This window comes from Paenibacillus sp. VCA1 (genome assembly GCF_031583795.1).
Taxonomy (GTDB): Bacteria; Bacillota; Bacilli; order Paenibacillales; family Paenibacillaceae; genus Paenibacillus_AQ; species Paenibacillus_AQ albilobatus.
The window spans coordinates 82,563-107,025 of sequence record NZ_JAVLSX010000008.1 but is presented as its reverse complement, the minus strand read 5'-3'; the positions used below and the strand labels follow the sequence as shown (position 1 = coordinate 107,025).

General features: G+C 49.7%; 23 protein-coding genes. 12 read left to right on the top strand and 11 right to left on the bottom strand.

What is annotated here, in order from left to right; genetic code table 11:
* Nucleotides 1-228: 228 nt before the first annotated feature.
* From RJP21_RS19030 to RJP21_RS19000, 7 genes are all read right to left on the bottom strand, one after another.
* On the bottom strand, nt 229-2,745 hold the full coding sequence (locus RJP21_RS19030; protein ID WP_310860873.1) for an NEW3 domain-containing protein: 2,517 nt from the start codon (nt 2,743-2,745) through the stop codon (nt 229-231).
* A gap of 230 nt (nt 2,746-2,975) precedes the next feature.
* Nucleotides 2,976-4,718: an ABC transporter permease gene (locus RJP21_RS19025; RefSeq protein ID WP_310860711.1), complete on the bottom strand. Its 1,743-nt coding sequence runs from the start codon at nt 4,716-4,718 to the stop codon at nt 2,976-2,978.
* A gap of 17 nt (nt 4,719-4,735) precedes the next feature.
* Complete coding sequence (locus RJP21_RS19020) at nt 4,736-5,818, bottom strand: ABC transporter ATP-binding protein (RefSeq protein ID WP_310860710.1); 1,083 nt, start codon at nt 5,816-5,818, stop codon at nt 4,736-4,738.
* Nucleotides 5,819-5,973: 155 nt separating this feature from the next.
* Nucleotides 5,974-7,056, bottom strand: coding sequence for an extracellular solute-binding protein (locus tag RJP21_RS19015; RefSeq protein ID WP_310860709.1), 1,083 nt, complete (start codon nt 7,054-7,056; stop codon nt 5,974-5,976).
* 190 nt (nt 7,057-7,246) lie between these two features.
* Complete coding sequence (locus RJP21_RS19010) at nt 7,247-8,428, bottom strand: ROK family transcriptional regulator (protein ID WP_310860708.1); 1,182 nt, start codon at nt 8,426-8,428, stop codon at nt 7,247-7,249.
* Nucleotides 8,429-8,850: 422 nt separating this feature from the next.
* Nucleotides 8,851-9,873, bottom strand: coding sequence for a Gfo/Idh/MocA family protein (locus tag RJP21_RS19005; protein ID WP_310860707.1), 1,023 nt, complete (start codon nt 9,871-9,873; stop codon nt 8,851-8,853).
* A 36-nt stretch (nt 9,874-9,909) separates the two neighbouring features.
* Complete coding sequence (locus RJP21_RS19000) at nt 9,910-10,683, bottom strand: sugar phosphate isomerase/epimerase family protein (RefSeq protein WP_160043615.1); 774 nt, start codon at nt 10,681-10,683, stop codon at nt 9,910-9,912.
* Between the two features lie 142 nt (nt 10,684-10,825).
* Between RJP21_RS19000 and RJP21_RS18995 the strand changes: the two genes are divergently transcribed.
* The 6 genes from RJP21_RS18995 to RJP21_RS18970 all read left to right on the top strand — a co-directional run bounded on the left by RJP21_RS18995 (nt 10,826) and on the right by RJP21_RS18970 (nt 15,381).
* Complete coding sequence (locus RJP21_RS18995; protein WP_310860706.1) at nt 10,826-11,638, top strand: helix-turn-helix domain-containing protein; 813 nt, start codon at nt 10,826-10,828, stop codon at nt 11,636-11,638.
* Nucleotides 11,639-11,758: 120 nt separating this feature from the next.
* Nucleotides 11,759-12,214 carry a hypothetical protein gene (locus tag RJP21_RS18990; protein WP_310860705.1) on the top strand — a complete coding sequence of 152 codons (456 nt, stop codon included), beginning with the start codon at nt 11,759-11,761 and terminating at the stop codon, nt 12,212-12,214.
* A gap of 228 nt (nt 12,215-12,442) precedes the next feature.
* Nucleotides 12,443-12,856 (top strand): hypothetical protein, encoded by a 414-nt coding sequence (locus tag RJP21_RS18985; RefSeq protein ID WP_310860704.1) that lies wholly within the window; start codon nt 12,443-12,445, stop codon nt 12,854-12,856.
* Between the two features lie 110 nt (nt 12,857-12,966).
* Nucleotides 12,967-13,329, top strand: a complete 363-nt coding sequence (locus RJP21_RS18980; protein WP_310860703.1) for an HNH endonuclease signature motif containing protein — start codon at nt 12,967-12,969, stop codon at nt 13,327-13,329.
* Nucleotides 13,330-13,341: 12 nt separating this feature from the next.
* The gene (locus RJP21_RS18975; RefSeq protein WP_310860702.1) at nt 13,342-13,794 is read left to right on the top strand and encodes a YrhA family protein; all 453 of its coding nucleotides are present in this window, start codon (nt 13,342-13,344) and stop codon (nt 13,792-13,794) included.
* 360 nt (nt 13,795-14,154) lie between these two features.
* Nucleotides 14,155-15,381, top strand: a complete 1,227-nt coding sequence (locus RJP21_RS18970) for a copper amine oxidase N-terminal domain-containing protein (RefSeq protein WP_310860701.1) — start codon at nt 14,155-14,157, stop codon at nt 15,379-15,381.
* Between the two features lie 263 nt (nt 15,382-15,644).
* On the opposite strand, the gene RJP21_RS18965 is transcribed toward RJP21_RS18970, so the two are convergent.
* The 3 genes from RJP21_RS18965 to nirB are packed head-to-tail and all read right to left on the bottom strand — an operon-like array spanning nt 15,645 to nt 19,152.
* Nucleotides 15,645-16,406, bottom strand: coding sequence for a formate/nitrite transporter family protein (locus RJP21_RS18965; protein WP_160043627.1), 762 nt, complete (start codon nt 16,404-16,406; stop codon nt 15,645-15,647).
* On the bottom strand, nt 16,381-16,731 hold the full coding sequence (gene nirD, locus RJP21_RS18960) for a nitrite reductase small subunit NirD (protein WP_160043628.1): 351 nt from the start codon (nt 16,729-16,731) through the stop codon (nt 16,381-16,383). Before nirD ends, RJP21_RS18965 begins: the two co-directional genes overlap by 26 nt.
* A 15-nt stretch (nt 16,732-16,746) precedes the next feature.
* Nucleotides 16,747-19,152 (bottom strand): nitrite reductase large subunit NirB, encoded by a 2,406-nt coding sequence (nirB, locus tag RJP21_RS18955; RefSeq protein ID WP_310860700.1) that lies wholly within the window; start codon nt 19,150-19,152, stop codon nt 16,747-16,749.
* Between the two features lie 225 nt (nt 19,153-19,377).
* On the opposite strand from nirB, the gene RJP21_RS18950 reads away from it, so the two are divergent.
* On the top strand, nt 19,378-20,229 hold the full coding sequence (locus tag RJP21_RS18950; protein ID WP_310860699.1) for a nucleotidyltransferase domain-containing protein: 852 nt from the start codon (nt 19,378-19,380) through the stop codon (nt 20,227-20,229).
* Nucleotides 20,230-20,375: 146 nt separating this feature from the next.
* On the opposite strand, the gene RJP21_RS18945 is transcribed toward RJP21_RS18950, so the two are convergent.
* Nucleotides 20,376-21,689 (bottom strand): amidohydrolase family protein, encoded by a 1,314-nt coding sequence (locus RJP21_RS18945; RefSeq protein WP_310860698.1) that lies wholly within the window; start codon nt 21,687-21,689, stop codon nt 20,376-20,378.
* Nucleotides 21,690-21,899: 210 nt separating this feature from the next.
* Here RJP21_RS18945 and RJP21_RS18940 point away from each other — a divergent pair, with 210 nt between their 5' ends.
* The 5 genes from RJP21_RS18940 (at nt 21,900) to RJP21_RS18920 (ending at nt 24,378) form a co-directional block, all read left to right on the top strand.
* The gene (locus tag RJP21_RS18940; RefSeq protein WP_310860697.1) at nt 21,900-22,325 is read left to right on the top strand and encodes a MarR family winged helix-turn-helix transcriptional regulator; all 426 of its coding nucleotides are present in this window, start codon (nt 21,900-21,902) and stop codon (nt 22,323-22,325) included.
* Nucleotides 22,326-22,726: 401 nt separating this feature from the next.
* Nucleotides 22,727-23,212, top strand: a complete 486-nt coding sequence (locus RJP21_RS18935) for a hypothetical protein (protein ID WP_310860696.1) — start codon at nt 22,727-22,729, stop codon at nt 23,210-23,212.
* 53 nt (nt 23,213-23,265) lie between these two features.
* Nucleotides 23,266-23,442 (top strand): hypothetical protein, encoded by a 177-nt coding sequence (locus RJP21_RS18930; protein WP_310860695.1) that lies wholly within the window; start codon nt 23,266-23,268, stop codon nt 23,440-23,442.
* A gap of 149 nt (nt 23,443-23,591) precedes the next feature.
* Nucleotides 23,592-23,837 carry a phosphatase gene (locus RJP21_RS18925; protein WP_310860694.1) on the top strand — a complete coding sequence of 82 codons (246 nt, stop codon included), beginning with the start codon at nt 23,592-23,594 and terminating at the stop codon, nt 23,835-23,837.
* An 82-nt stretch (nt 23,838-23,919) separates the two neighbouring features.
* Nucleotides 23,920-24,378, top strand: a complete 459-nt coding sequence (locus RJP21_RS18920) for a hypothetical protein (RefSeq protein ID WP_310860693.1) — start codon at nt 23,920-23,922, stop codon at nt 24,376-24,378.
* Nucleotides 24,379-24,463: the final 85 nt, after the last annotated feature.

The window sequence follows — 24,463 nt, the reverse complement described above, 5'->3', positions numbered from 1 at the left end:
TCGCCTATTGTCAAATTGTTATTTAGCCTTATTTCATCTCATAATAAATTCCGATCACGTTGGAATCCTGCCCTATGTACCTTCACACGTCTTACAGCGAACCTGTAATCCATCAGCCAGAAGGCAGGGGACACGCCGTGAAGCTGCTTCGGCTTTACGCCGTGCCCGCCTCCACCTTATAAAACCTGTCGACTTCTATAATTACTTGCCCAAATTCCCGTTCGGGTGTTACTGCTTAGGAGCAGTCACCCCGGCTGACGCCGCCCCATCCTGCTTCAGGCTGATCATGTTAACGAACATCCGGATCGAACCCGGCACAAGGCTTGGCATTTCGCGGTACCAAACAAGCGAGCTGTACGTGTAAGTGCCTTTGCCGTAATTCGCCGTCAGGAACGTGCCGGTAAATTCCTTCTCTCCAGGGTCTCCGTTCGAGATCAGCTCCGTATACTCCTTGCCCCATTCGGACGGGTTGTACGCGGAACGGTCCTGAATCCAATTCTGCCAGTCGGCGTCCGTAATCTTGTTCGGCGTGTTAAAGATCGGATGCTCCGGCGCCAGCATCGTAACCTTGGAATTTTCATCCGTCACGCGCCACTGGATGAGCGGCTCGCCGATCTTGATCGGATACGGGGCCAGATCCGGCGACCATTTGTCCTCCGGCTTATGGTATTGGACAACCAGGTTGCCGCCGTTTTTGGCATAATCGAGCAACCGCTGATTGCTTGGAATCAGCTCCGGACGGAAGGCATAGGCCCGGATACCAAGCACGATCGTGTCGTATTGCGACAGATCGCCGAACTGGATCGTTTTAGCGTCCAGATTGGTCACATTGACACCCACTTGACGCAATACCTGATCGATATTGTCAAAACCGCTGGACACATATCCGACCTTCAGTCCTTGCGGCACCTTCAGATCAAACGCCTGGATGGCCAGGTTGGCCGGTTTGACGTAATAGGTTTTGCCGATATGCGGATACTGGATCACCTGCACCGTTCTGCTGCTGTCTGACATGCCGTCGTTGGCTATAGCCGCCAGGTTGTAACTTCCCGCTTTTACATTGGCCGGTGCCTTGACGGAAAACTCAGCCGTCTTGGTCTCGTATTTAGCCGCGAAGCTCAATTCCTGAACCGCAGGCTCCACGGTCCAGCCTTCCGGCATTTGCAGTGAAACCTTGGTTTTCTCCGGACCCGGCGCATAATTGGTCGCCGTAACCTTCACCGATACGGGATCCTCCGGCTTCAGCGTATTCAATACCGCCGCTTCCGGGCTGAGCGATAATGCTACCGGAGGCAGCACCGCCACCGCATTGTCCGGAACCGCATGCAGCGACGCTTCCGTCCCGAACGCTTCATACCGGATATCCGCGGAAATCAGCGGAAGGGCATAAGGATTAAAGTCCTCCACCTGCTTGGGAACCGTGACGGTAAACTCCGTTTTGACCGTCTGATTTCTAGCGAGCTTATCGAAGCTGTCCGCTCCAGCCGCCTTCGCGGTCCAGCCTTCCGGCACATTCAGCTTCAGATTGACTTTGCTGATGTCCACCTCGCCGCCGTTAAAAGCGGTCACCGTCACTTTCGTGGTTTGCCCCGGAATCAGCTCGCCGGTCTCGGGTTTCACTTTAACCACGGTCGATGTCGCTTCCTGGCTTGCCTTATCGAGCTGCTTCTCCTTTACGGCTAACCGGTGCAGCAGATCGGTTTTCGCCGTTTGCTCCAAGGATGACACCTTTACCAGCTCTACGGCTGTTTTTACGTCCGCCTTCATCTCATGGACTTCGCGGGCCACTTTCGCAAATGATGGGTACGCGGCAATGACTTCGTTTGCGTCTTGCTGCAGTGTTTTCAGTTGCTTGACGACTTTGTTGTCCTTTCCTTTCACATCAAGCTCTTGCGCCAAATCCTCGAACGTAAAGGCAATTCCGCCAAAAAGCGACGTTTCCGGCTTACCGCCGGCTTTTTTGCCGTCCGCCGATTCTTGCAGCTTGTAATACGCCGTTCCCTGACCTTCGTCGATTTGTCTTCCCATCCCTTGGCTCTTGTGCATGTACCGGGATTCTTCGCCCAGCTGGGCATAGGAAGCGCCGTACAATTCGCTATATTCTTTTACCGGCAAGGAGACGTCATAATCTTTATCCGAGGCCGGTACATACAGCTTCTTCGGCTGCCATGGCTGAAGGCCTTCCTTGATCTGCTCAGGGAAAACTTGCGGATTTCCCGCATCCTTGAACGCCCGTACGGTCAGCACATTCACGGCGCGGTGATGTCCGTGCGTCGAAGGTTCGTTCAGGAAGGCCGGAATCAGCACATCCGGACGTTTTTCCCGGATTTGACGGATCAGCCGTTCATAGGCGACGTCTTCGCCCCATTTGGCGAGCGTTTCTTCAGGACTTTTGGAAAAGCCGAAATCATAAATCGGATCGTTCAACTTTTGGCTCAAGTTCGCCAAGGTCACGTTGGTGATTTTGGACGCTTCCTGCAGCTCCCTGGTGCGGATGATACCGAGGGCGTTGCCCAGCTCGCTGCCGATTTCGTTTTGTCCGCCTTCTCCCCGGTTGGCTATGACACTGTATGTATCCACGCCGAGTCCCAAAGAAAGATACGCCAGTGTCGCGCTGTGCTCGTCATCCGGGTGAGCCCCCGTATTCATCGCGCTTGCAATGGTGGTCAGAGGCTTTATCGCTTTCCATAAATCAACCACCCCTCTGTCTGCAGCCGCTTTTTGGGGACCGGCTTGAAAAGCCATCGTTCCGGCCAGCACCAGACTGAGCGAAGCCGCCACCCACTTTTTCGTCCTGCGTTTTGTGCTCAATTGACTCAAATCGCATCTCTCCTTCAAGCGTAGTTGTGGCTGACACCGGTCAAAGCCGGCGCCGGCCTGTATCATTATCGCGGGACGTCCGGATGGATTGCAGGGCATCCGCGCGCAATGAAAGGATTCGTCTATCGTCGCTTTATTCCAGGAAAAATCTATCGTCAAATGGCAGATCCGGCATTGCCGCCGGTCAGCTTGCGGGAAACATAAAGAACGAAAATGATCATCACGATTTGCAGCACGCCGTAAGCGCAGGCGGTGCCGAATTCGAACGCGTACATCCGCTGAAAGATTTCGACGGAGATCGGTGTCGTCTTGTTCGTATACAGCAGAATCGAAGCGACAAACTCGCCGATGCCTTCCACCAGGGCCAGCAGCGTGCCGGCAAGGATGCCGCTCAGCGCCATCGGAAATACGACGCGGCGGAACGTATACCACCAGGATGCCCCCAGATTGCGGGCCGCTTCCTCCACGGAGCGGTCGGTCTGCATCAGCGTCGACGAAGTCGAGCGGAAGATCAGCGGCAGATGCCGTACAAAATAGGCGAGCGGCAAAATCCAGAAGCTGCCGATCAGCACCTGGCCGAAGGAGAACGCATTCGGCTCGCTGAATGCCGTAATCAGGTTGACGGCAACGACCGTGCCCGGAAGCGCCCAAGGCAGCATGATCAAAATGTCGAGCAGCGTCTTCCCTTTAAATTTCATGCGTACGACGGCATATGCCGCCGCAACCCCAAACAGCAGATTGCCGATCGTCGCCGCGATGCTGATCTTGAAGCTGTTGGCGATGGGACGCCATGTTTTGCTGTCGGTGAACAAATCTTTAAAATGATCCAGCGTATAAGACGGCGGCAGAACCTGGGTCGTCCACTTCCCGTCTTCAGAAAAAGCCAGCAGGACGATGACGAGAATCGGCAGCATAAGCACCAGCACCCCAAGAAAGGACAACACCATCGCGGTGTTTCTGCCTGCTTTGCTTTTCACTTCGGTGCGATGCACGCTGACGCCCTTGCTCATGTTTTGGTAATTCCGGGCGCCCTGATACCATCTCATCAAAATGAGGAACAGGATGGACACGACCGACAGCAGCGTTGATTGCGTCGCAGCCATGTCCAGATCGCCGTTGGTGCGCGACAGGTAAATCTGCATCGTCATCGTCCGTTCGATCCCGAAAATGAGCGGCGCGGTATACGACGCCATCGAAATCATAAAGACGAGCAGCGATGCCGCAACGATGGCCGGCGTCAGCATCGGCAGAATCACCCGGCGCCAGACCGTGAACCGGTTCGCTCCCAGGTTGGCCGCGGCTTCCTCAAGCGACGGATCAAGTCCCCGGATCGCCGAAGATGCCGTCATATAAAAATAGGTGTACATCGTAAAAGTATGGACCACAAGCACGCCCCAGATGCCCTTCAAGGTAAAAGGCGGCTTTTCCAAATGAAGCAAATGCTGCAATCCGCGCGGAATGATGCCGCTCGAGCCGTACAAAAATTCAAAAGAAAGCACCCCGATCAGCGGCGGCAAAGCCATCGGCACAAGGACAAGCACCGACAGCAGCTTGCGCCCCGGGAACTCGTACCTTTCCAGCAGGAATGCCATCCCTACCCCCACGATGCCGCAGGTGACCACGCTTAGCACCGAGATATACACGCTCGTCCAAAGCGCCTCCAAATTGGCCGTATGTTCGAGGCTAAAAAAACGGGAGTAGTTTTGGATCGAATAGCTGCCGTCCGCCTTGATGCTTTGCAGGAATGTCTGGAAAAACGGATAGATGACATACCCCAAAAGAATGAGAAATAACGGCGCAATCAGCACATATACAAAATGCGGCGATGCCGTCACCGAATTCCAGCGGCTGTTCGGACGAATAACCCGCGGTGTCAATTGAGGCTCTGGTTTGTTCATCGCTTCGGCTCACCCCCTTATTCCAAAAAATAAATGCTGTCCCGGGCGACGGTAAACCAAACGTCCTCATCCCGATTCCGCATCCGGTGCCCCTGCCCGACGAACATCGCCTTCACGGACAGCGGTCCGGCTTGCGCAATATAATTCACGCTGATGCCGGTGAACTCCGACAGCAGCACTTTGGCCGCCATGGTATTCGGCTCGCCGTATCCCGTCGGGCCGGCTTCCCGGATCGCTTCGGGCCGTACCGACAGCGTTACCTTTTGCCCGACCGCCAGCTTGCATTCCGGCGAAGCGTTTTCGGCCAGGCCCGTCAGCAGCACATCCGGCGTTAAACGAACGTCCACCATGCCGCCTTCCAGGCGTTCCACCGTTCCTTCCCACAGATTGGACTCGCCGATAAACGAGGCGACAAAACGGTTGACCGGCCGGTTGTAAATTTCATGCGGGGCACCGATCTGCTGCACGACGCCATCCTTCATGACCATAATGCGGTCCGACATCGACATCGCTTCCGATTGATCATGCGTAACGTAGATTGTCGTGATGCCGAGCTCAAGCTGGAGCCTTTTGATTTCCTGCCTTGTTTCTTCGCGCAGCTTGGCATCGAGATTGGACAAGGGCTCATCGAGCAGGAGAATATTCGGTTCGATCACCAAAGCTCGCGCCAGCGCTACCCGCTGCTGCTGCCCGCCCGACAACTGGTCGATGCGGCGCTGGCCGTAGCCATCCAGGTGCACAAGCTTTTGGGCGCGCGTCACTTTGTCATGAATTTCCGCCTTTCCCTGTTTACGGACTTGGAGACCGAAAGCAATATTCTCAAACACGGTCATGTGCGGGAACAAGGCATAGTTTTGGAACACCATACCCGTATTGCGTTTGTTGGGCGGCATGTTGGTGACGTTTTGTTCGCCAAACAGGATCCGTCCATCGCTCGGGTAATAAAATCCGGCGATCATGCGCAAAGTTGTCGTTTTGCCGCAGCCGCTCGGACCAAGAAAAGTAAAAAACTCTCCAGGCTTGATATGTACGTCGACATTTTCCACACCTCTGGCTGCGCCAAATTTTTTGCTGACGCGATCCAGCGTGACTCCGATCATAATGAGTCCTCCTTCAAGTCATTCTCTGTAAGATGCAGGCATGATTGTTTATTCAAGCAAGCCGAATGGCCGGGCGGGGTTGCCCCCGCCAGCTTTGCCATTTTTTTCGGTTTTTCGTTCGACGCTAGATCATTGAACCAATGATGGTACGGATTTTACTTTCCGCCTTTGCCTTTGATATTTTCATCCCAATATTGCATCCATTCCTTCTCTTTATCCGCCAGAACTATCCAGTCCAGATCAAGCTGCTTGGTATCCAGTTTTTTGTACCAGTCCGGGAACTCGTTTTTGTCGATATCGGTCCGGGTTGGAATCTGGAACAATTTATCCGCCTTCTCCTTCAGCTGATCTTTGTCAAAAATAAAATCAAAGAACTTCTTGGCGGCGTCCATGTTTTTGGCGCCTTTCACGATGCCGACCCCATCCACCAGAATCGGGGCTCCGCTTGCCGGGTAAATGTAGTCAAACGGCTGCTTCTGCAGCTCCTTCTGGAGCAGGATGTCCTGCAGATTCCAAAGCGACAGCGTTCCTTCCTGCCGGGCGAGCTTCAAGTAAAGCTGGGTCGGATCCTGGGTGTATTCCTTGGTGTTCGCATCGAGTTTTTTGAGCCATTCATAACCTTTCTCCGGATTTGCAGGGTCTTGGCGGTAAATCATGGCGTCATAGATCGTTCTCATCGTCCCGGAAGCCATGACGCCCCGGATCAAAATTTTGTCCTTCCATTTCGGGTCGAGCAGATCGTCCCAATCCTTCGGCGCATCCTCTTTTTTCACCGCCTCGGAGTTGTACATGATCACCTCGGGCAGCAGCATCTCACCGTACCAGCGATCCTGAGCGTCTTTGTATTCAGCCGGAATGCTGTCCGCATAGCTCGGTTTATACGATTCCAGCAACCCTTCATTCGCCGCCGTAATAAAAGAGGACTGCGTGCCGCCCCACCAGAAGTCGGCCTGCGGATTGGCTTTCTCGCCGCGCACCCGCTCCATGATCTGCTGGGCGCCCATCGTCATCACTTCGACATCGATGTCCGGATTAAGCTCCTCGAACTTCGGCAAGATCTGCTCGACGACATTTTTGTCGCGGGCTGTGTAGATGACCAGCTTTTGCGATCCTTTTTTCCCGCTGTCTCCGCCGGAGGCTGCCGGTTGCTCCTTTTCTCCCCCGCCGCAAGCCGTCAGACCGACCGTCATCGCCAGCGCCATAGAAAACATGCCAAGCCTCAAAAATTTCTTTTTCATGATTTTGATTCCCCCTAATTTTTAGGTTTAATGCTGATGTTAGATCTTGATATGATGCGTGTTGACCGCTACGGCTCCGGATCGTTCTTCCGATCGCTGTCGCTTCTTCGGATCGATTCCGTCCCCTCCGCTACTCCGCTTCTTGTTAAGTACTAATTATGCGCTGGGCCAAATTTTAAAACTGGGAATTTTAGATTCCAGCCCCCATCGCCGCTGAAGAATGCGCTTCCAAAACACTGTGCACCGCACCCAGCAAACCCGCGCGTTCGCGCAGCTCGGCCAGACGGATTTCCGGCACCACAGGCACCCAATCGAATAACAACTCGCGAATCCGATCCAGTCCCGTTTCGTTCAGATGCACCATTTCGCCGCTCAAGACAAGCATTTCGGGATCGAGTACGCTGACCGTATTGGCGATCCCCGATGCCCAGCCGTGATACACTTCATCGAGCAGCACCTCCGCTTGCGAATGGCCTTCCTCGCCCAGCCTGATCAACTGCTTAAGTATGCTTGCCTCCGGGTCCACATGAAGACCAAGCGCTTTCGCTTTCCAGTGGATGCCGGCAACCGAGAAATTTTTCTCAAACACGCCGAATTCATCCTTCCGCCGACCCGGCGAATCTCCGATCCGCATATAACCGATTTCCCCGGAAGCTTCCCTGCTTCCCCGGTACAGCTGCTTGTCGATGATAATGCCGGCCCCGATTCCCGTTCCGACATACATGTACACCAGGCTGGACACGCCCGATCCGGCTCCGCCAAAAAATTCGCCTTGCGTCATCATATTCACGTCGTTATCCAGCACGACCGGCAAGTGAAGGCGTTCTTCGATTTCCTTGCCTACGGGGAGATCCATCCAGCCCGTACTTGGGGCATAGCTCACGGTACCGCTCAGCCGCTGCGTAATGCCCGGCAAGCCGACGCCGATGCCGATCACCCGGTCGCGGGCAATGCCGCTAGTCTCAAGCAGACGCGCAAGAGTCGCTTCGAGCGCATGCAGCGCCGATTCCCCGTCCACCGGCCGGTTCAAGCGGGTATGTACTTGTGCGATCAGTTCGCCTTTCATATCGGCCACCGCCATTTCGAGCTCGCTTCCCTCAAAAACGGCGCCTACAACCGCATAGGCCTGCACATTGTATTCAAGCAGGATGGGCTTGCGTCCCCCTTTGGATTCTCCTGTTCCAACCTCCAGGATCAACCCTTCCCCAATCATCTCTTCGACCAGCGCCGAGACGCAGGGGCGGCTCAGTTTGGTTTTTGCTGCCAGTTCGGCCCGTGACAAGCGGGGCTCCTGTCGCAGCTGGTGCAATATGCCTTCCCGATTCATCTGCTTCATAAATTTCGTATTCCCGGTTTTCCCCCGACCGATCACGATTTGCTTCACCACCTTAATTAGTTAAAATAACTAACAAATTTAAGCCTCAGTATATGAATGCGCTTTCACGATGTCAATCAAGAAAAGGAAAAATAATCTCTTTTTCCTAAAGATCCATTTCCCTTTAGCTTTACCGATTTTCTGGCCCCTCCCCTGTACGAGTTCCCGTACTCAAAAGGCCTGCGGTTTTTTTCTTTGGAAGTATTGCCGCTCTTTTTTGTCGATTTGGGGATAGGCCTCTCAGTCGGCCTTTTTACCTATAAGCTTTTTAGTCCTACTAATCGTCGTCAGAATGCGCGTTAAACGTCATATTTCGCATCACCAGCCCCGGAGGCAATGGCGAGCATTTTCCAGGAGCACAAAAAAAAGGACTGTCTTTCGGATCTAAGATCCTATAGGACAGTCCTTTTTCGATTTCATTATGACAACTTCACGATTTTACCGCTGGCCTGGGATTCGAATGCGCCCAGAATTACCTTGAGCGAACGAAGACCTTCTTCGCCGGAAATCCGCGGAGGCGTTTTGGTCATAATGCATTCTACGAACTCGTCGATCACGCCGCTCGGCACCTGCTTCTCGTTCGTTGCCATCGCGCCGACCTTATACGTCTCAACCGTCCCGTCCGTCAGTTCGACAATGACTTCGTCCCCGTCGACCGTACCGATCTTCATCGCACCCTTCTCGCACCAGAGCACCGTTCCATTGTCGCCCGACCGGTAATGCGTCCAGCTCGCCATCAACGTGCCTACTGCCCCGCTCTTCATGCGCACGATGCAAGTCGCGTTGTCATCCACGTCGGTGCCTTCTTTATGAACCGTACCGATGAAGCCGGCAACTTCCACGATTTCATCGTTCAGCAAATAACGGATGAAGTCGGATTTGTGCACGCCAAGGTCGCCCATCGCGCCCATCACTGCTTCTTCCTTGCGGAAGAACCAGCTGTCGCGTCCGTCCACGCTCCACCCCTCCGGTCCGCCGTGGCCAAAGGATGTACGGAAGGTCAGCACTTTGCCAAGCTTGCCGGAGTCCAGAATTTCCTTTGCCTTCACATGCGGTGGCATCAGGCGCTGGTTGTGTCCGACCATCAGATAAACACCGTTCTTGCGGGCAGCCTCAATCATCTGCTCCCCTTCTTCGGCATTGGAAGCCATCGGCTTCTCGACAAGTACATGCAGACCGGCATTAGCTGCCGCAATCGTCATTGGGGCATGCAGATAGTTTGGTGTACATACGCTCACGGCATCCAGCTTCTCATTCTTCAGCAGCTCCTGGTAATCCGTGTACGCCGTACCGCCATATTGAGTTGCCATTGCTTCGGCACGCTCCTTAACCGGATCAGCGAAAGCTACCAGCTCCACGTTCTCATTGTTGGCATACTCAGGAATATGTCTGCGCTGGGCAATCGCGCCGCAGCCGAATACAGCTACTCTAATTTTGCTCATGAATAATTCTCCTTTTTCCTCATTCTCGGTTACGAATTAAAATTGGTTCAAATAGTTCTGCTTCAGCCAGTTCATGCTGTTCTCCACGCTTTGGAGCGGCGGATTCTGGCATACGTCCTGCTCCACGATCAGCCATTCCGTGCCTGCGTTGGATGCAGCCTGAATGACCCCCGGCAAATTCACGCTGCCTTGGCTGAGCTCCAGCGTCTTCATGTTGCCCTCTTCATCCCGGCTGAAGTCCTTCAGATGGAGAAGCGGCAGACGGCCGGCGTATTTCGGAATGTAGGCAAGCGGGTCCTGTCCGGCGAATTGCACCCAGCATACGTCCATTTCCACTTGTACGGCTTCAGGAGAAGTTGCCGCATACATCGCGTCGAATACGAACTCTCCGTCCACTTTATCTTCGAATTCAAATGCATGGTTATGGTAACCGAAGATGAGACCTTGCTTGTGCGCTTCCGCACCTGCCTCTTCCAGGAACGCGAACAGGTTCTTCCAATCCTCGGCATTCCCGCGGTCCTCCGGAGCGACGTATGGACACATCATGTATTTCGCGCCAATCGTTTTCAGGTAATCGATCTCCTTCTGCAGATCCTCACGCAGCAGATGCAGGCCAACGTGACTGCCGATCGCTTTCAGTCCCAGCTCTTGAAGAAGCGTTTTCATTTCTTCGGCGGGAATGTCACCGTAGCCTGCAAATTCCACACCCTCATAACCCAACTCCGCCACTTTACGGAGTGTACCGCGGAAATCCTGTGCCGTCTCGTCGCGCAGCGTATACAGTTGCAAACCGATATTCATTCTTCTCATGTTAGGCGCACCTCGATTCAAAATTAGAGTTACTGCTCAATCTGCTACTATCATACAAGGAAGTAGGCTAGAATGAACATAAACAATATGGCTGCAACATGAACTATCTGCTTATATTTTTTTATTGGAGGTTTTGGCCATTATGGATGCAAGACTGTTGATCTGCGATTATTCGTACCATTTCCAGCAATTCAGCAACAGCCATCGGGGCGGCTTGACGACCTACTTGTTCCGTCTGCAGACGGAAGGCTCTTGTGAGGTGTACTCCAACGGGACCGTGCACCATGTACAGGGTGGAGATCTGCTGCTGCTGAGGCCCGGTGACAAATACGAGCTGCGTGTCAAGGATGGCGGCGGGGAAGGCCGCATATCCAGCGGAGATTACTTTATATTTTGCGACGGGGCTTGGATCGACGAGTGGTGGGGCCGGATGCAGCGCCCGGTTGTCAGTCGGATCGGACTGGACGATCATCTGCTTGGATTATGGAGGCATCTGCTCCTGGAGAAGCGGCGCGGAATGGATGGGGAAAACGATGAACTGACAAGCTACCTGCTGCGCGGGCTCTGCCTCAGCCTGGACCGGGCCATAACCGAGACCAAGCCTGCCGACCGCCTTGCCTCTACGGCCCTCCGGCTGAAGCGGTTTGTAGAGGAGCATGCCACGGTTACCTTTAAACTGGAGGATGCGGCAAAGCACGTCGGTTTAAGCCTGTCGCGTGCGGTCAAGCTATTCAAGGAGTATTACGGCAAGACGATGATTCAATATGCCTTGGAAATCCGTCTCAACGCCGCCGTTGAGCGAATCAAATACAGCACGATGACGCTGGAGGAAATCGCGGAAACCTCCGGGTTCGCCAGCTATTCCTATTTCCACCGCGTCTTCCGCGCAAACTATGGCATGTCGCCGGTGAAATTCAGGGAATCCGCCTCCGTCCCGGGGAGTCACAAAAGATAAATCTATAAATTGATTTAAAGAATTACATATTTTTGCACAGTCTTTCGATTGAATCTGTTATAAAAAATGGGAAAATTACGTCAGCATATCCGTTGTACTAAGAAGAATGGAGATAACAATATGATTAAATATTTGTATACAACTGAATATAATGAAGATTTTAATGAGGTTATTTTGGATTTTGGTATAGATTCATCATTAAAGAATGGTTATCTGATTAGTAATTCGCTAGGTTCGGATATTTTCGGCGATCTTGCTACCGTAAAGAATGAAATCGAAAAATTACTTGAATTACTAGCAGGAAAGATAACTTTATACGAAGGTGGGGGGAATGTAAACTTAATAAAATCAGACAAATTTTTTACAACCATTGAAGATATCTTTGCTGAAGAAGATGAAGAGGACAGTACATGTAAAATTGAAACTTCAGAATATGCAAAGATCATACTGGTCTGGGCAAAAGAAAATTTTCAGTATAAGTGCAAGCGAGGCGTTATGTTAAGAGAAGAAGCAGAATTAGCAGTAGACTGGATAAATAAAAAATGCATTGAGGTGTATGAACTAGAGAGGCGATAGGGTCTGTCAAGAATTTTATGTAAGCTCTTTACTGTCTCAACAACATGGTCGTACAATACAACCAACGAAGCCACAATACCAGCTAACTGCCTGTGTTGTAGTCTTTTTCGATCTTTGGTATGAATACGGGGGGGAAAATGGCTCCCACCGGGTCTGTCAATACTTTCGTGTAAATCAACAACTTAATAAAATTTCAAGGGCTTATTCCAACTTGAACAAAGAGGTGGAATGAGTCTTTTTGCATGCAAAAAATGTGGACTTAAAAAAATTCAGCTAGGCAAAAAAGAAGCTTCTGCTTCTAAACAACTCAAAGAGACTGAAGAAAAGAACACCGGAAAAAGTGGAACACCAGTACCTGAACTATTTGGGGATACAGCAAAAGCCGACTCCGCTCTAGCGAAGACGGGAGATGGAAAATTCAAAACGAACGCCCTCCGTTTTCCGACCAATATCGCATCCTTAAGCAGCTACTTGCAAAGTATAGCGCCAAAGATGAATATTAGTATAACGAAACGTTCTCCCCTTCTCGGCACTGCCGAAGGAGGCTACTATCGCTTCCATGCCTTGGTCCTGATGCCCCACATTCCAAAGGCCCAGGCCCGCATATTTCGCCTGAAAGACAAAAACAGATCGATGCGTTAGAATCAGGGGAGTATACGGGTAGGGGTAGTAAGGGGACTGATGATTTTACGGGAACCCTTAGAGGTGAAAAAGTTACATTATCAGATGTTAAGACAAAACAAATAGATTATGTGAAAAGAAGCTCTGAAGAATTAGAGGGTTTAAGAAAAGAATTCGATTCAAAAGTAAGAAAAGAATTTCTACAAAATTTGGCCAAGAATACCGATTACTTAAAGAAAGCTGGGTTTACTGATACAGATATACTCAAAATAGTAAACGGAAAGGTTCCCGATGGATGGCAAGTTCATCATAAAATTCCCATAGATGATGGTGGAACAAATGCTTTTTATAATCTAATACTGATCAAAAATGAACCATACCATAAGGTAATTACTAACTTTCAAAATAGCTTTGCCAAATCATTAAAAACTGGAGAATCAAAAACAGTAGATTGGCCTGTTCCAGATGGTAATATCTATCCTAAAACACATTAGGCGGTGAATTAGATGTGGTATTCAAAATTGGAAGAGTTGAGAAATGAAAAATTAATGTATGGAGAACTTATCAATTCGGGAGCATTAGAAGCAGAGTTATCGAATTTTGGTAAAGCTGTAAAAGAAAAATTAAATATTGAATTACCCGAGGAATATATTACTGCATTGAAAACTGTTAACGGATTGGAATTTAATTGTTTCATTTTATATGGAATTGATGAGGAATATTTAGAAAAAAGTCCAAATCAACAAATTACTGGACTTATTTCTCTAAATCAAATCTGGTATGAAAATGAATCCCAAAAAGACTATTTGTTTTTAGGTGAGAGTAATATTAGTTGGTATGTATATAAAATCAATGTAAAGGAGTACTTAGAATTAGATAATCCATCTGGTAGAGAAATGCTAAAATTTAAAACCTTTGATGAAATGTTTGAAAAACTAATAACTGACTCACTATTATAACAAAACTTTTTGTAGTACCTGTATAACTCTAAAGAGTTCATTAAACAGGTCAATTATGGTCAGACACTATCATGACCTGTTTCTCTTCATTTTTCTTATACATAAATTGATTCAACAGTAAAAATTTTCTACCTTTTCATTCCTAAGGGGATGAGGGAATTTTAAGATACTTTGAAAGGAGAATCAGTTGTCCGTCTTAAAAAACCCGCATCAAATAGTCCCGGTTCCCCTCTCTATTCCACATTCAAATTCTCCACCTCCTACCTACTGACCTTGTTGCCATTTATTACATACCGTATAATTTCAATGTGCGGCAATGATGCACAGAAGAACAAATTCAAAAAGATAAGGAAATCACCCATGAAAAAATGGCTAGTATGCACCTTAGCGATCATGCTAAGTTTCGCTGCGTTCACCCCCGCTATTTACGCTGCTGAAGTTCGAGTATCCGTGAATGGGCGTGATGTACAATTCCCGGATGAGCCCCCCTATGTCGATCAGCGATCCAATCTTACGATGGTTCCGCTTGCTTTTGTATCCGACAAGCTCGGTGCCGCTACGAAATGGGACGGAACATTAAAGCAAATTACGATCACGCTTAACCGCGACACCGTTATGTTGGTGATTGGCGATCATCATGCACTGGTGAATGGAAAAAGAGTCGACTTTGAAGGGTCCGCGGTGCTCAAAAACGGCCGCACGATGGTTCCGCTGCGCTTTATTAGTGAAGCCCTGCACGCCAATGTGGATTGGCAGCCCGCGCGCCATCTGGTGAGCATTATGACCTCCGTGGCCCATGTTCCGAAAGGAACATGGATATGGGACAGTCGCATCATCAAACAGGATCAGGATAAAATCATAAACTTCGCAAAAACGAAGGGTGTAACATCGATTTATCTTCAGGTGGATCGGGATCTCGGTCCAGCGATATATGAGGATTTTATTCGAAAAGCCACAAGCGAAGGAATTCAAGTGGAAGCCCTTGAGGGGCGCCCCGAATGGGTCTATAAGTCTAAGCAGGAGGATATACAAAAATTCATCGCCTGGGTTAAAACCTATAATGCCTCCGCCCATCCGGAAGCCCGCTTTATGGGACTGCATTTCGATATCGAGCCTTATGCGCTTAGCGAATGGACCAAGGACAATAAGTCGATTCTCGAAAGCTGGATGGACAATTTGAGGCTGATCGAAAAAGAAACCAAAGGCAGCGGCTTGAACATTGCGATGGACGTTCCGTATTGGCTGAATACGATTCATGTCCCCGGGAAGAATTACAGCATGAGCGCATGGCTGCTGGAAAAGTTCGACTGCCTCGTCATCATGAATTATCGGAATCATGCGTCAGGCAGCAATGGGATTGTGGAAAATGCACAGGCCATGCTGAGGGAAGCCTCCACGCTCAAGAAGAAAATTGTGGTTGCTGTAGAAACGGTCAAAAGCGCCGAGGGTCCACGGGTCTCATTCTTTTCCATGAGCAACGAGGTGATGGAAAAAGAACTCCAGTCTGCCCATAATCAATTGGCGCACTACGCAAGTTACGGCGGCTTCGCCATTCACGATTTCAAAAGCTGGCAGGACATGAAATAAGAAGCTGCTGATACAAAAAATATATACCGTCTACTGAATGAAAAAACACCTCTTCATCGCCGGATCGTGGTTGGCAAGTAACCCGTCCGGGATGAGGAGGTGTTTATTTTTGGCCAGCTGATTGCCCCGTTTACTGGAGAGATGAACCCGAAATCAATGTCATCAAATGTCTCCCAAATGATTCACTGTCGATATGCCGGTCGGCTGACAGGCGGCTTGCCTGCGTTTTTTTATCTACGGAGCAATCCTGTTTCCTCTGCCCCCTAATCCTTCGCAATATACCAATAAGCGATGCCGACGAACAAAATGCCGCCAACCATGTTGCCGAGCGTAACCGGGATCAGATTCGCGGCCATTCCCGCCCACGAAACCGTCTCCGGATGCGGGATGAACAGCGAAATCGACAGCAGCGTCATGTTCGCCACGCTGTGCTCGAACCCGGAAGTGATAAAGGCGAACAGGCACCAGAAAATCATGACCAGCTTCGCGATTTCTTCTTTCAGCTTCATGGAGCACCAAACCGCGAGACAAACGAGCGTATTACACAAAATGCCGCGCATGAACAGCTCCATAAACGGCGCATTCATTTTCGCGCTTGCCGCGCTGTTGATGAAATCGGCCGTGCCGCCCTTCGCAAGACCGGTAAAGACGAAAATCGCCGCTACCAGCATGGATCCGGCAAAATTGCCGACATAGCTGTAAAGCCATATTTTGACCGTATCCAGCCAGGTCGTCTTTTTGTTTAGCGTGCTGACGACCATGACGAAGTTGTTCCCGGTAAACAGATCCGATCCGGCCATCAAAACAAGACTCAAGGCGATGCCGAAGCTGACCCCCATTACAATTTTGGTGGCGGGAGCATGGGCCGGGGACAATAATCCGCCGATCGTAAAGATCAGGATGATGCCAAAGCCAACGAACAGGCCCGCCAGCATGGAGGAGACGAGATATTTCCCAAAACTCCGGTTCAATAAGTTAACCTTGCCGACGCCTGCGTTTTCAACGGTTAAGATCGTGTTTTTCATGGTGCTTCAGCCCCCCAACATAGACATAACCGTCGATCACGGCGGTCTCGTAGGTCGCGATGCAGCCGTCGTCCGGCTTTTGCACCTCGCCCGTCGTCAGCGAGATTTTCCAATCATGCAGCGGGCAAAATACGTACTCACCCGACACGATCCCTTCGGCAAGCGGCCCGTTTTTATGCGGACACCGATTGCTGACGGCGCGCACCTCGCCGTTTGACAACCGGAATAATGCGATCGTTTCGTCCCGCACCTGGACCTCCTTGCCGATCAGCGGCTTCAGGTCCTCCAGCTTCATCACTTTCACCAGTTCCTTTGTAGCGCTCATGCGGTTCCCTCCCCGTTATGGTTTTTCCACCGTATACATGCTGCGGCGTTCCTCGTTATCGAGCGCGGCCTTCCAGGCTTCGCGGTAGGTTCTTTTTGCCGCCTCGAACCGGTCAACCAAAATCTCGATTTCCGCTTCATCCGCCAGCATGTGGCGCACCCAATCCGCGCCCATCCGGTTCACCCAAGGGGCCGTGCGTTCGCCGTAAATGCCCGTTTCCCGGTACAGCTGCACATAGGCTTTGGCCAGTCGAATCACTTCTTCCTCCGTCGTTACGGTCGTCAAGCTGTCGCATTCCCGGACTTCGGTGCCGCCGTTGCCGCCAAAATATAGCTGATACCCGTTCTCCACGCACACCACGCCAAAATCCTTCGTCAGCACCTCGGCGCAGTTTCGCGGACAGCCGGTGACGCCCATTTTCATTTTGTGCGGCGTATCGACCATCTCTATTTCCTGCTCGAGCCGAATGCCAAGCCCTAACGAATCCTGCGTGCCGAAGCGGCAAAATCTCGAGCCGACGCACGACTTCACGTTGCGCAGCGATTTCGAGTAGGCATACCCCGAACGCATCTCCAGCTCTTCCCATATTTTAGGAACATCCTCTTTTTTCACACCGTACAGGCCGATGCGGCTGGCGCCCGTGATTTTGACCAGCGGCACCTCGTATTTTTTCGCCACTTCGCCGATGCGGATCAGATCCTCCGGCGTCGTCGTTCCGCCATACATCCGCGGAATGACGGAGAAGGTGCCGTCCTTCTGGATGTTGCCTTCCATCCGTTCGTTGACGTACCGGGAAGCCTTGTCGTCGGCATACGTCTCGGGACGCAGCATCCGCAAGTAGTAGTTCAAAGCCGGACGGCATTTCGAGCAGCCTTCCTCATGCGCAAACCCAAGCACGATGCGCACTTCCCTTGGCGACTGCAGCCCTTTCTCCCGGATTGCGGCGACGACTTCATCACGGAAAAGCGTGGTGCAGCCGCACATGCCGGCCGCTTTTTGCGCCGAGGCATCGAATTTATCGCCGAGCGTATGCGCAAGGATCGCTTCGACCATGCCTCGGCATTTGCCGCACGAGCCGCCCGCTTTCGTCAAGGATTTGACTTCATCGAAGGTCGTTAATCCATGCTCGAGGATCGCGCCGACGATTCTTCCTTTCGTCACGCCGTTGCATCCGCAAATCGTCTCGTCCGCGCTGATCGCCGCCACGTCCATCCCGCCGTCATCCCCGGCTTTATGCAGCACCGATGCGCTCGTATATTCCTGAATGTCGCTTCCTTTCTTCAGCATATTGAACAGCCTGTTGCCATCCGAAACATCCCCGTAGAGAACGACGCCAACGACCTTTCCGTCACGGACCAGCACTTTTTTATAGGCTCCGGCAAATTCGTCCTGAACGACGATCGCTTTCGTATTTTCGTCTGCATGAATTTCCCCGCCGCTGAACAGGTCGCAGCCTGCCACCTTCAACTGCGTCGACAACACACTGCCATGGTACCCTTCCGTCGGTTGGCCTGTCAGATGATCCGCAAGCACGACGCCCTGCTCATAAAGCGGCGCTACCAATCCATAAGCGATGCCGCGGTGTTCGGCGCATTCGCCGACCGCATACACGTTCGGGTCCGTCGTCTGCATGACGTCATTGACCTGGATGCCCCGGCCCACCGCCAACCCCGCTTCGCGCGCCAGCGCGACATTCGGCCGGATGCCGACGGCCATCACGACAAGATCGCATTCGACGCTGGTGCCGTCTTCGAATCGCAGCCCTTGCACCCGGCCGTCGCCGTAGATTTCCGTCGTTTTTTTCTCCATCAGGAACTTCATGCCCTGGGCTTCCAGGTCCCGCTGCAGCAGCTTCGCGGCTGCCGGGTCGAGCTGCATTTCCATCAGGTAAGGGAGCAAATGAACGACATGCACTTCCATCCCTTGGTTCATCAGCCCGCGTGCCGCTTCCAGGCCCAAAAGTCCGCCCCCGATGACCACCGCCTTTTTGTACTGTTTGGCCGCTTCCAGCATCATTTTCGTATCGTCAATCGTCCGGAAGCCGATCACACCCTCGAGGGTATGCCCCGGTACCGGCAGAATAAACGCGCTGGACCCCGTCGCGATAATCAGCTCGTCATAAGGCACCACGCTTCCCCGATCCGTCGTGACTTGCTTCGCTTCCCGGTCGATCGTTACCACATGCTCATTTGCCAGCAAATGTATGTCATTGGACTGATACCAATCCCAATCGTTGATCGTAATTTCCTCGAACGTCGTTTTGCCCTGCAGCACAGGTGACAACATGATGCGGTTATAGTTCGGATAAGGTTCGTCTCCGATCATCGTCACATCAAAGCGTTCGCGGTCGCGGCGTAGAATCTCCTCGATGCACCGTGCTCCCGCCATCCCGTTGCCAATCATCACCAATCTTTTTTTCATTGCCACGCCTCCCGTGCAACATTGTGAAATCTATTACATGCTAAGCGTAGCTGATTTTCAAGGATTTGGATGTAACAAAGATCATAGACATGGGAAAAAGGTTCAAATTTGGGAAAGAAAAATTTTAGGGAATTCAGTATTTTTTAAACGATCTACTACCTATCTGCTAAAGAGCAAAATCGTTTATGATGAGATAAAGTCAATCTTGGAACGGAGTGAAAAAACATGGATGCGCAAGCGATCATTTCAAACATCGTAAAAGTTCTAAAGCAAGTCGACGGCGTCCAAGCTCTGGTATTGGGCGGTTCAAGGGCGAAGGGAACGCATCATCCCGGCTCCGATATCGATATCGGCATTTATTATGATCCCGGCAAAGGGCTGGACCTTGCCCAACTGCGCCGCGCAGCCTCGGATTTGGACGACGATCATCGAGACAACGTCATGACGGACATCGGCGGTTGGGGATCCTGGATCAATGGCGGCGGCTGGCTGCAGGTGAAGCAAATGCCGGTTGATTTTTTATACCGCGACCTCGGCAAAGTGTCCCAAGTCATTGAGCAGTGCCACGCCGGACATCTCACGATCGACTATCAGCCGGGGCATCCCCATGGATTCCTGAATGCGATTTATGCAGCTGAAGCAGCGTTGTGCAAGGTGTTATGGGATCCATCGGGACTTGTTGGTGAAATGAAGAGCAGAATGAACCCCTACCCGCATGCGCTTCGAAAGGCGATCATCGAAAAATTTCTGTGGGAAGCAAGCTTTTCGCTGGAGATCGGAAAAAAAGGCATTCCTAAAAAAGATTTATCTTATATCGCCGGATGCTGCTTCAGGGCCGTCTCCTGCTTGAATCAGGTTTTGTTTGCCCTGAACGAAACGTATTGGATGAACGAAAAAGGAGCTGCGGCCATCGCCGATTCTTTTTCCACGGTGCCAAGCCGGTACGCTCAAAGAGTCAATGACATCATCACCTTGGTCACGGAAGATCAAACCGGTTTAGAACAGGCGCTTGGAATGCTGCGTGATCTGATTCAGGAAACGGATCATCTGGTGAAAATGAAAGGCGTTTTGAATTAACGGCGCAATCGGCTGAACGAATGGAATATGAAAAAATAAAACCGCCTTCGATGAAGTGCATCCCAAGAGTTAGACACCATCCGTCGTTGAGGTGCAGATCACGAAAAGGCGGTTTTCATAAGTGATCCCTTTCACTTTTTTAATATTTAGCTGATTGGTTGCTGGACACCTTTGAGCCACACGGCTTTAATTGACAAGCTATCCGAAATTTTGGTTGTGGGGTCCCCATCGACCAGTACGAGGTCAGCACGAGTCCCTTCGGCAATACGGCCGCGGTCATGAAGTTCAAAGCGGCGGGCTGTTGTAGAGGTAGCCGACCGCAGTGCTTCCAGCGGAGTGAAACCTGCCTTAACCAGCAATTGCATTTCATGATGAACGCTGGCGCCGTGGGCAAGACCGCCAAGCTGTGGTACGGGAACCGGTGAAACATCCGTGCCGACCAAAATATCGACTCCCGCCTGGTGCAGATCCATTACGTTTTTAAAGCTGTTCTCCATACTTCCTTGTGGAAAGGTGTTGAAGCTGGAGTTCAGGATATCGATCCATTCCGGGCTTAATTTGGAATGCACGCGAGGATCATCAGCCAACTCCGATGCCGAATTGCCAATGATGGATGAATTTAATACCAGGCATGGTATAACAAAAGCGCCGGCATTTGCGATGGATTGTACCAGCTCCGGTGTTGACCCGGGCCGATCCATAAACAGGTGACCCAGTCCGTCCACCCCAAGATCGATCGCGGTTTGCGAGGACCGGGCGGTCAATACGTGCGCAATGACCTGTTTATTAAACTTGTGGGCTTCGTCCACGGCCGCTTTTAAAATGTCGTCGCTTAATACAGGCAATCCGGGCGCACCCATGACCGTCCCTTCTTCAATCATGATTTTAATATAGTCAGCGCCATTCTCCACTTGGGTGCGGACATGTTTGATCGCTTCTTCAATCGTTGTAACCTGCGGCACTTCTTCGTGGTCATGAGCATAGGCGGCAAGCATCGCTTCCCGTTCTTCCTCTGACAGTTTCTGCAGTTCCTTCATAACAAACTCAGGGATTTCGCCGTCATCCGGCAGCAATTCATCAGGATGCCCCCCGGGAGCGGTAACCGCGTTGCCCGCAGAACGAACGTCCGCGATATCATGCAAATTTTTCAACTGTATCTCGCGGCCTCTTTTTGTAAAATCACCATTCAATTCGAGTTCCGTCGTGACACCGAATTTTAACGCATCCCGTAATCCGCCGATGGAAGTATGAACATGCGCATCAATCAACCCCGGCAGCAGTGTTGCATTTTCCGCATCGATCACTGTGGCGCCTGCCGGAATATCTCCTCCCACCGAAGCAATTTGTTCCCCTTTGATGACAATCGTTCTTGCATCGATGACATTTTCCCCATCAAAAATACAAGCATTAGTAATAGCCGTAATCTTTTCGGATGAAAGGTTTTGTTTTTCATTTGTCATAAAATTTGTCCTCCTAATTCGGAATGATTAAAGACTAACAGTTAGAAAACTAATTGTCAATGATCTATCTTTTTGTTTATTGCTATTCATGGCTTAACTTCATTGCATCATTGGCCGCGTACACGCGCATTGACAGGCTAGCGGGCTCTTTGTATAGTTAGTTTTATGAACGGTTAGAAACCTAATCGTTGGATGTAGGAGGATCTACAAATGAACGGTAAGGATACACCTTTTTTGGATATGTTTCAGGTTATTGGCCTTAAGTTAAAGAAAAGAGCAGATGAAAGCATTAAAGAGCTGGGGTTAAATGCTCATCAAGGCAAAATAATCAGCTATATTTATGAGAATCAGGATAAAGCATTAATTCAAAAGGATCTGGCCGATCGGTTCCATCTGCGCGGCGCCAGCATAACAAGTATGCTGCAGGGCCTTGAAAAAAGAGGATTTATCGAGCGTAAAATTCCGGCGAATAATGAACGGCAAAAAAATATTTATGTTCTGCCGAAAGGCATAGGAATAATTGAAGACTTTCATGAATCCTTTCAAAAAGTGGAGGACGATATTGTTCAACCTCTGACAGAAGCGGAGATGCAAACGCTCAAAGAATTGCTGATAAAAATCAACCAACACCTGTAATACATTCCGTACGGGGTTATGTCGGAGCGTGTTGAGTAGTTCCTTTATGCCGGGGACAGCCTTCCGAATTAAAAGCTCCTTTCTCGTTACCTTTCAAAATGCCACCCCCTCTGCTACGTTTCGCCGCATCGCGATTCCGAATGCCACCTCATTGTTTTGAATAATCCTACCATTTGGATATTACTTTCTCCCTTTTCTGTTGTTTATTATATAAGAGCCCCAAATTTAATGAGGAACGGTAATAGAATCTTTGTTTAGAAAATGAGCTGATCTTTTGAAAAAACATGTTATTCAATAAAAAAAATGTTTAGAAATCTCTAACAAATAAATCGTATCTTGTGGGGTTGAATTAAAAAAAATACTTACGATCTACTTTTTTAACAGAGAGGATTGTTTCTAATATGAAACGATTAGTAGTATTTGCAACAACTGCAGCAATGACTGCTACTCTATTGGTGATCGGAGTGTCTGCATTTGCTGACAATGTAGTTTCTCATGTACCAAGCCTTACTCCAAGCGTCACCGCTCAAAACAAGAGCGAAATTACACCACCTGCAATTACACCATATGATACTAAAAACCCGATATATAACACTCAACTTAGAGATGGCGTAAAACCAGCTTTTTTAATCGACACCGGCTACGGATGGGTCAAGGTATGGGTTAAAAATGATACCAATGAAGAAATGATAGTCCGAGTCACTAAAGAAAGTCTTACGGGTCAAGAGAAAATGATGTTTACAGTACCTGCCCATGGTCAATTGGCCGTACCTGGAAATAAAGCTTGGTCAACTGGTACATTCTATGTTGCAATCACCACTAGGAACAGTGTACCCCTGTCAGGCTTGTTGTCGGTTAAATTAGCAACTGCATCAGCAGGGCTTTAAACACTTAAAGTAAACAATAGCCCCTAAGGTGAATTTATAAGGAGGATCATTTTATGTACCGTGATAAAAAATATTGGATACTTGTCCTTCCATTTTTGGTCATTGCAGTCATACTGGCTTTTACTTTACCCCAAACACTAAGACCGCTTGCAGTACTTGTCATGTTAGTATTTTGGGTCGTGTATTATATTTGGGATTATTTCGAAAAAAAATCAAACAAAAAATCCTAGAACACCGTTTTCTTTTCAAATCAGCCTTTCCGGATTCAAAGCTCCTTTCTTGTTGCCTTTCAAAAACAACCGCTGTTTAAGGCCAAAAAGAACGACAACAATCGGGGGTATAATTCAATATATTGAAATATTTAGGGGGGGATCGATTAATGAAGAAATTATACGTTGGTTTGACCCTTTTGTTGTTCAGTGCCATAATCTATGGTTCCGATTTAATTTCTGCAGCTATTTACTCCCAAGTTTTGGTAAAAGAAGGTATAGGGTGGAGCTCTGACTACGGTATTTTCAAGACTGCTCTAATGGAAATAGGAACCATGCCTATTACTATAGCAGTGATCTCGGCAATACTAGGAATAGTATTAATTTACATATCACTCAAAAGAAAACCAACTTAATTGCAGAATTAGGATGTCGTTTTCAGATACGCCGTAGGCACTTCCAAGGAGGGAGAGAACGGTAATAAACACGAAAAAATATATGGCGGTTTTGTGTTTTATTCTGACAATCGTTACAGTGGGTTGTTCAAATAAAGAAGTCCATGAAACGGTTGAAGTTTTCTCCGTAGAGGTTTTTACTGATACTCCTAATCATGAGGGGCTATATGTGAAAACCGGGTATAAAAAGGTTAATTCTATAACTTATTTTGAAAAATCAAATCATTTAGAAAGAACTAGATTGTCTATATTAGAAGATTACTTCGATATGGATGGTAAATTTATAGAAAGTATAATCGTTTATTCAGAACTCGAAAAGAATCTGCTTACCCCCGGACTTGAAAAACCAAAAGAAAACAAAAAGAAGATGAATAAGCCAATAACCATTCTTGCTCCTGCGATGAAAAAAGGTCAACCGGGAGAACCGAAGAAACTAACAAAAGCCGAGTCGGAACAGGTAAGAAAACATATTTTGGAGTTTATTCAAACATTAAATGAATAGAGAGGTTCTCACGATATCCAAAGATACCACTCCATTGTCTGTAATTATCGTAGCCACCACTACATGGGGAAGTACCAGCGTCGCT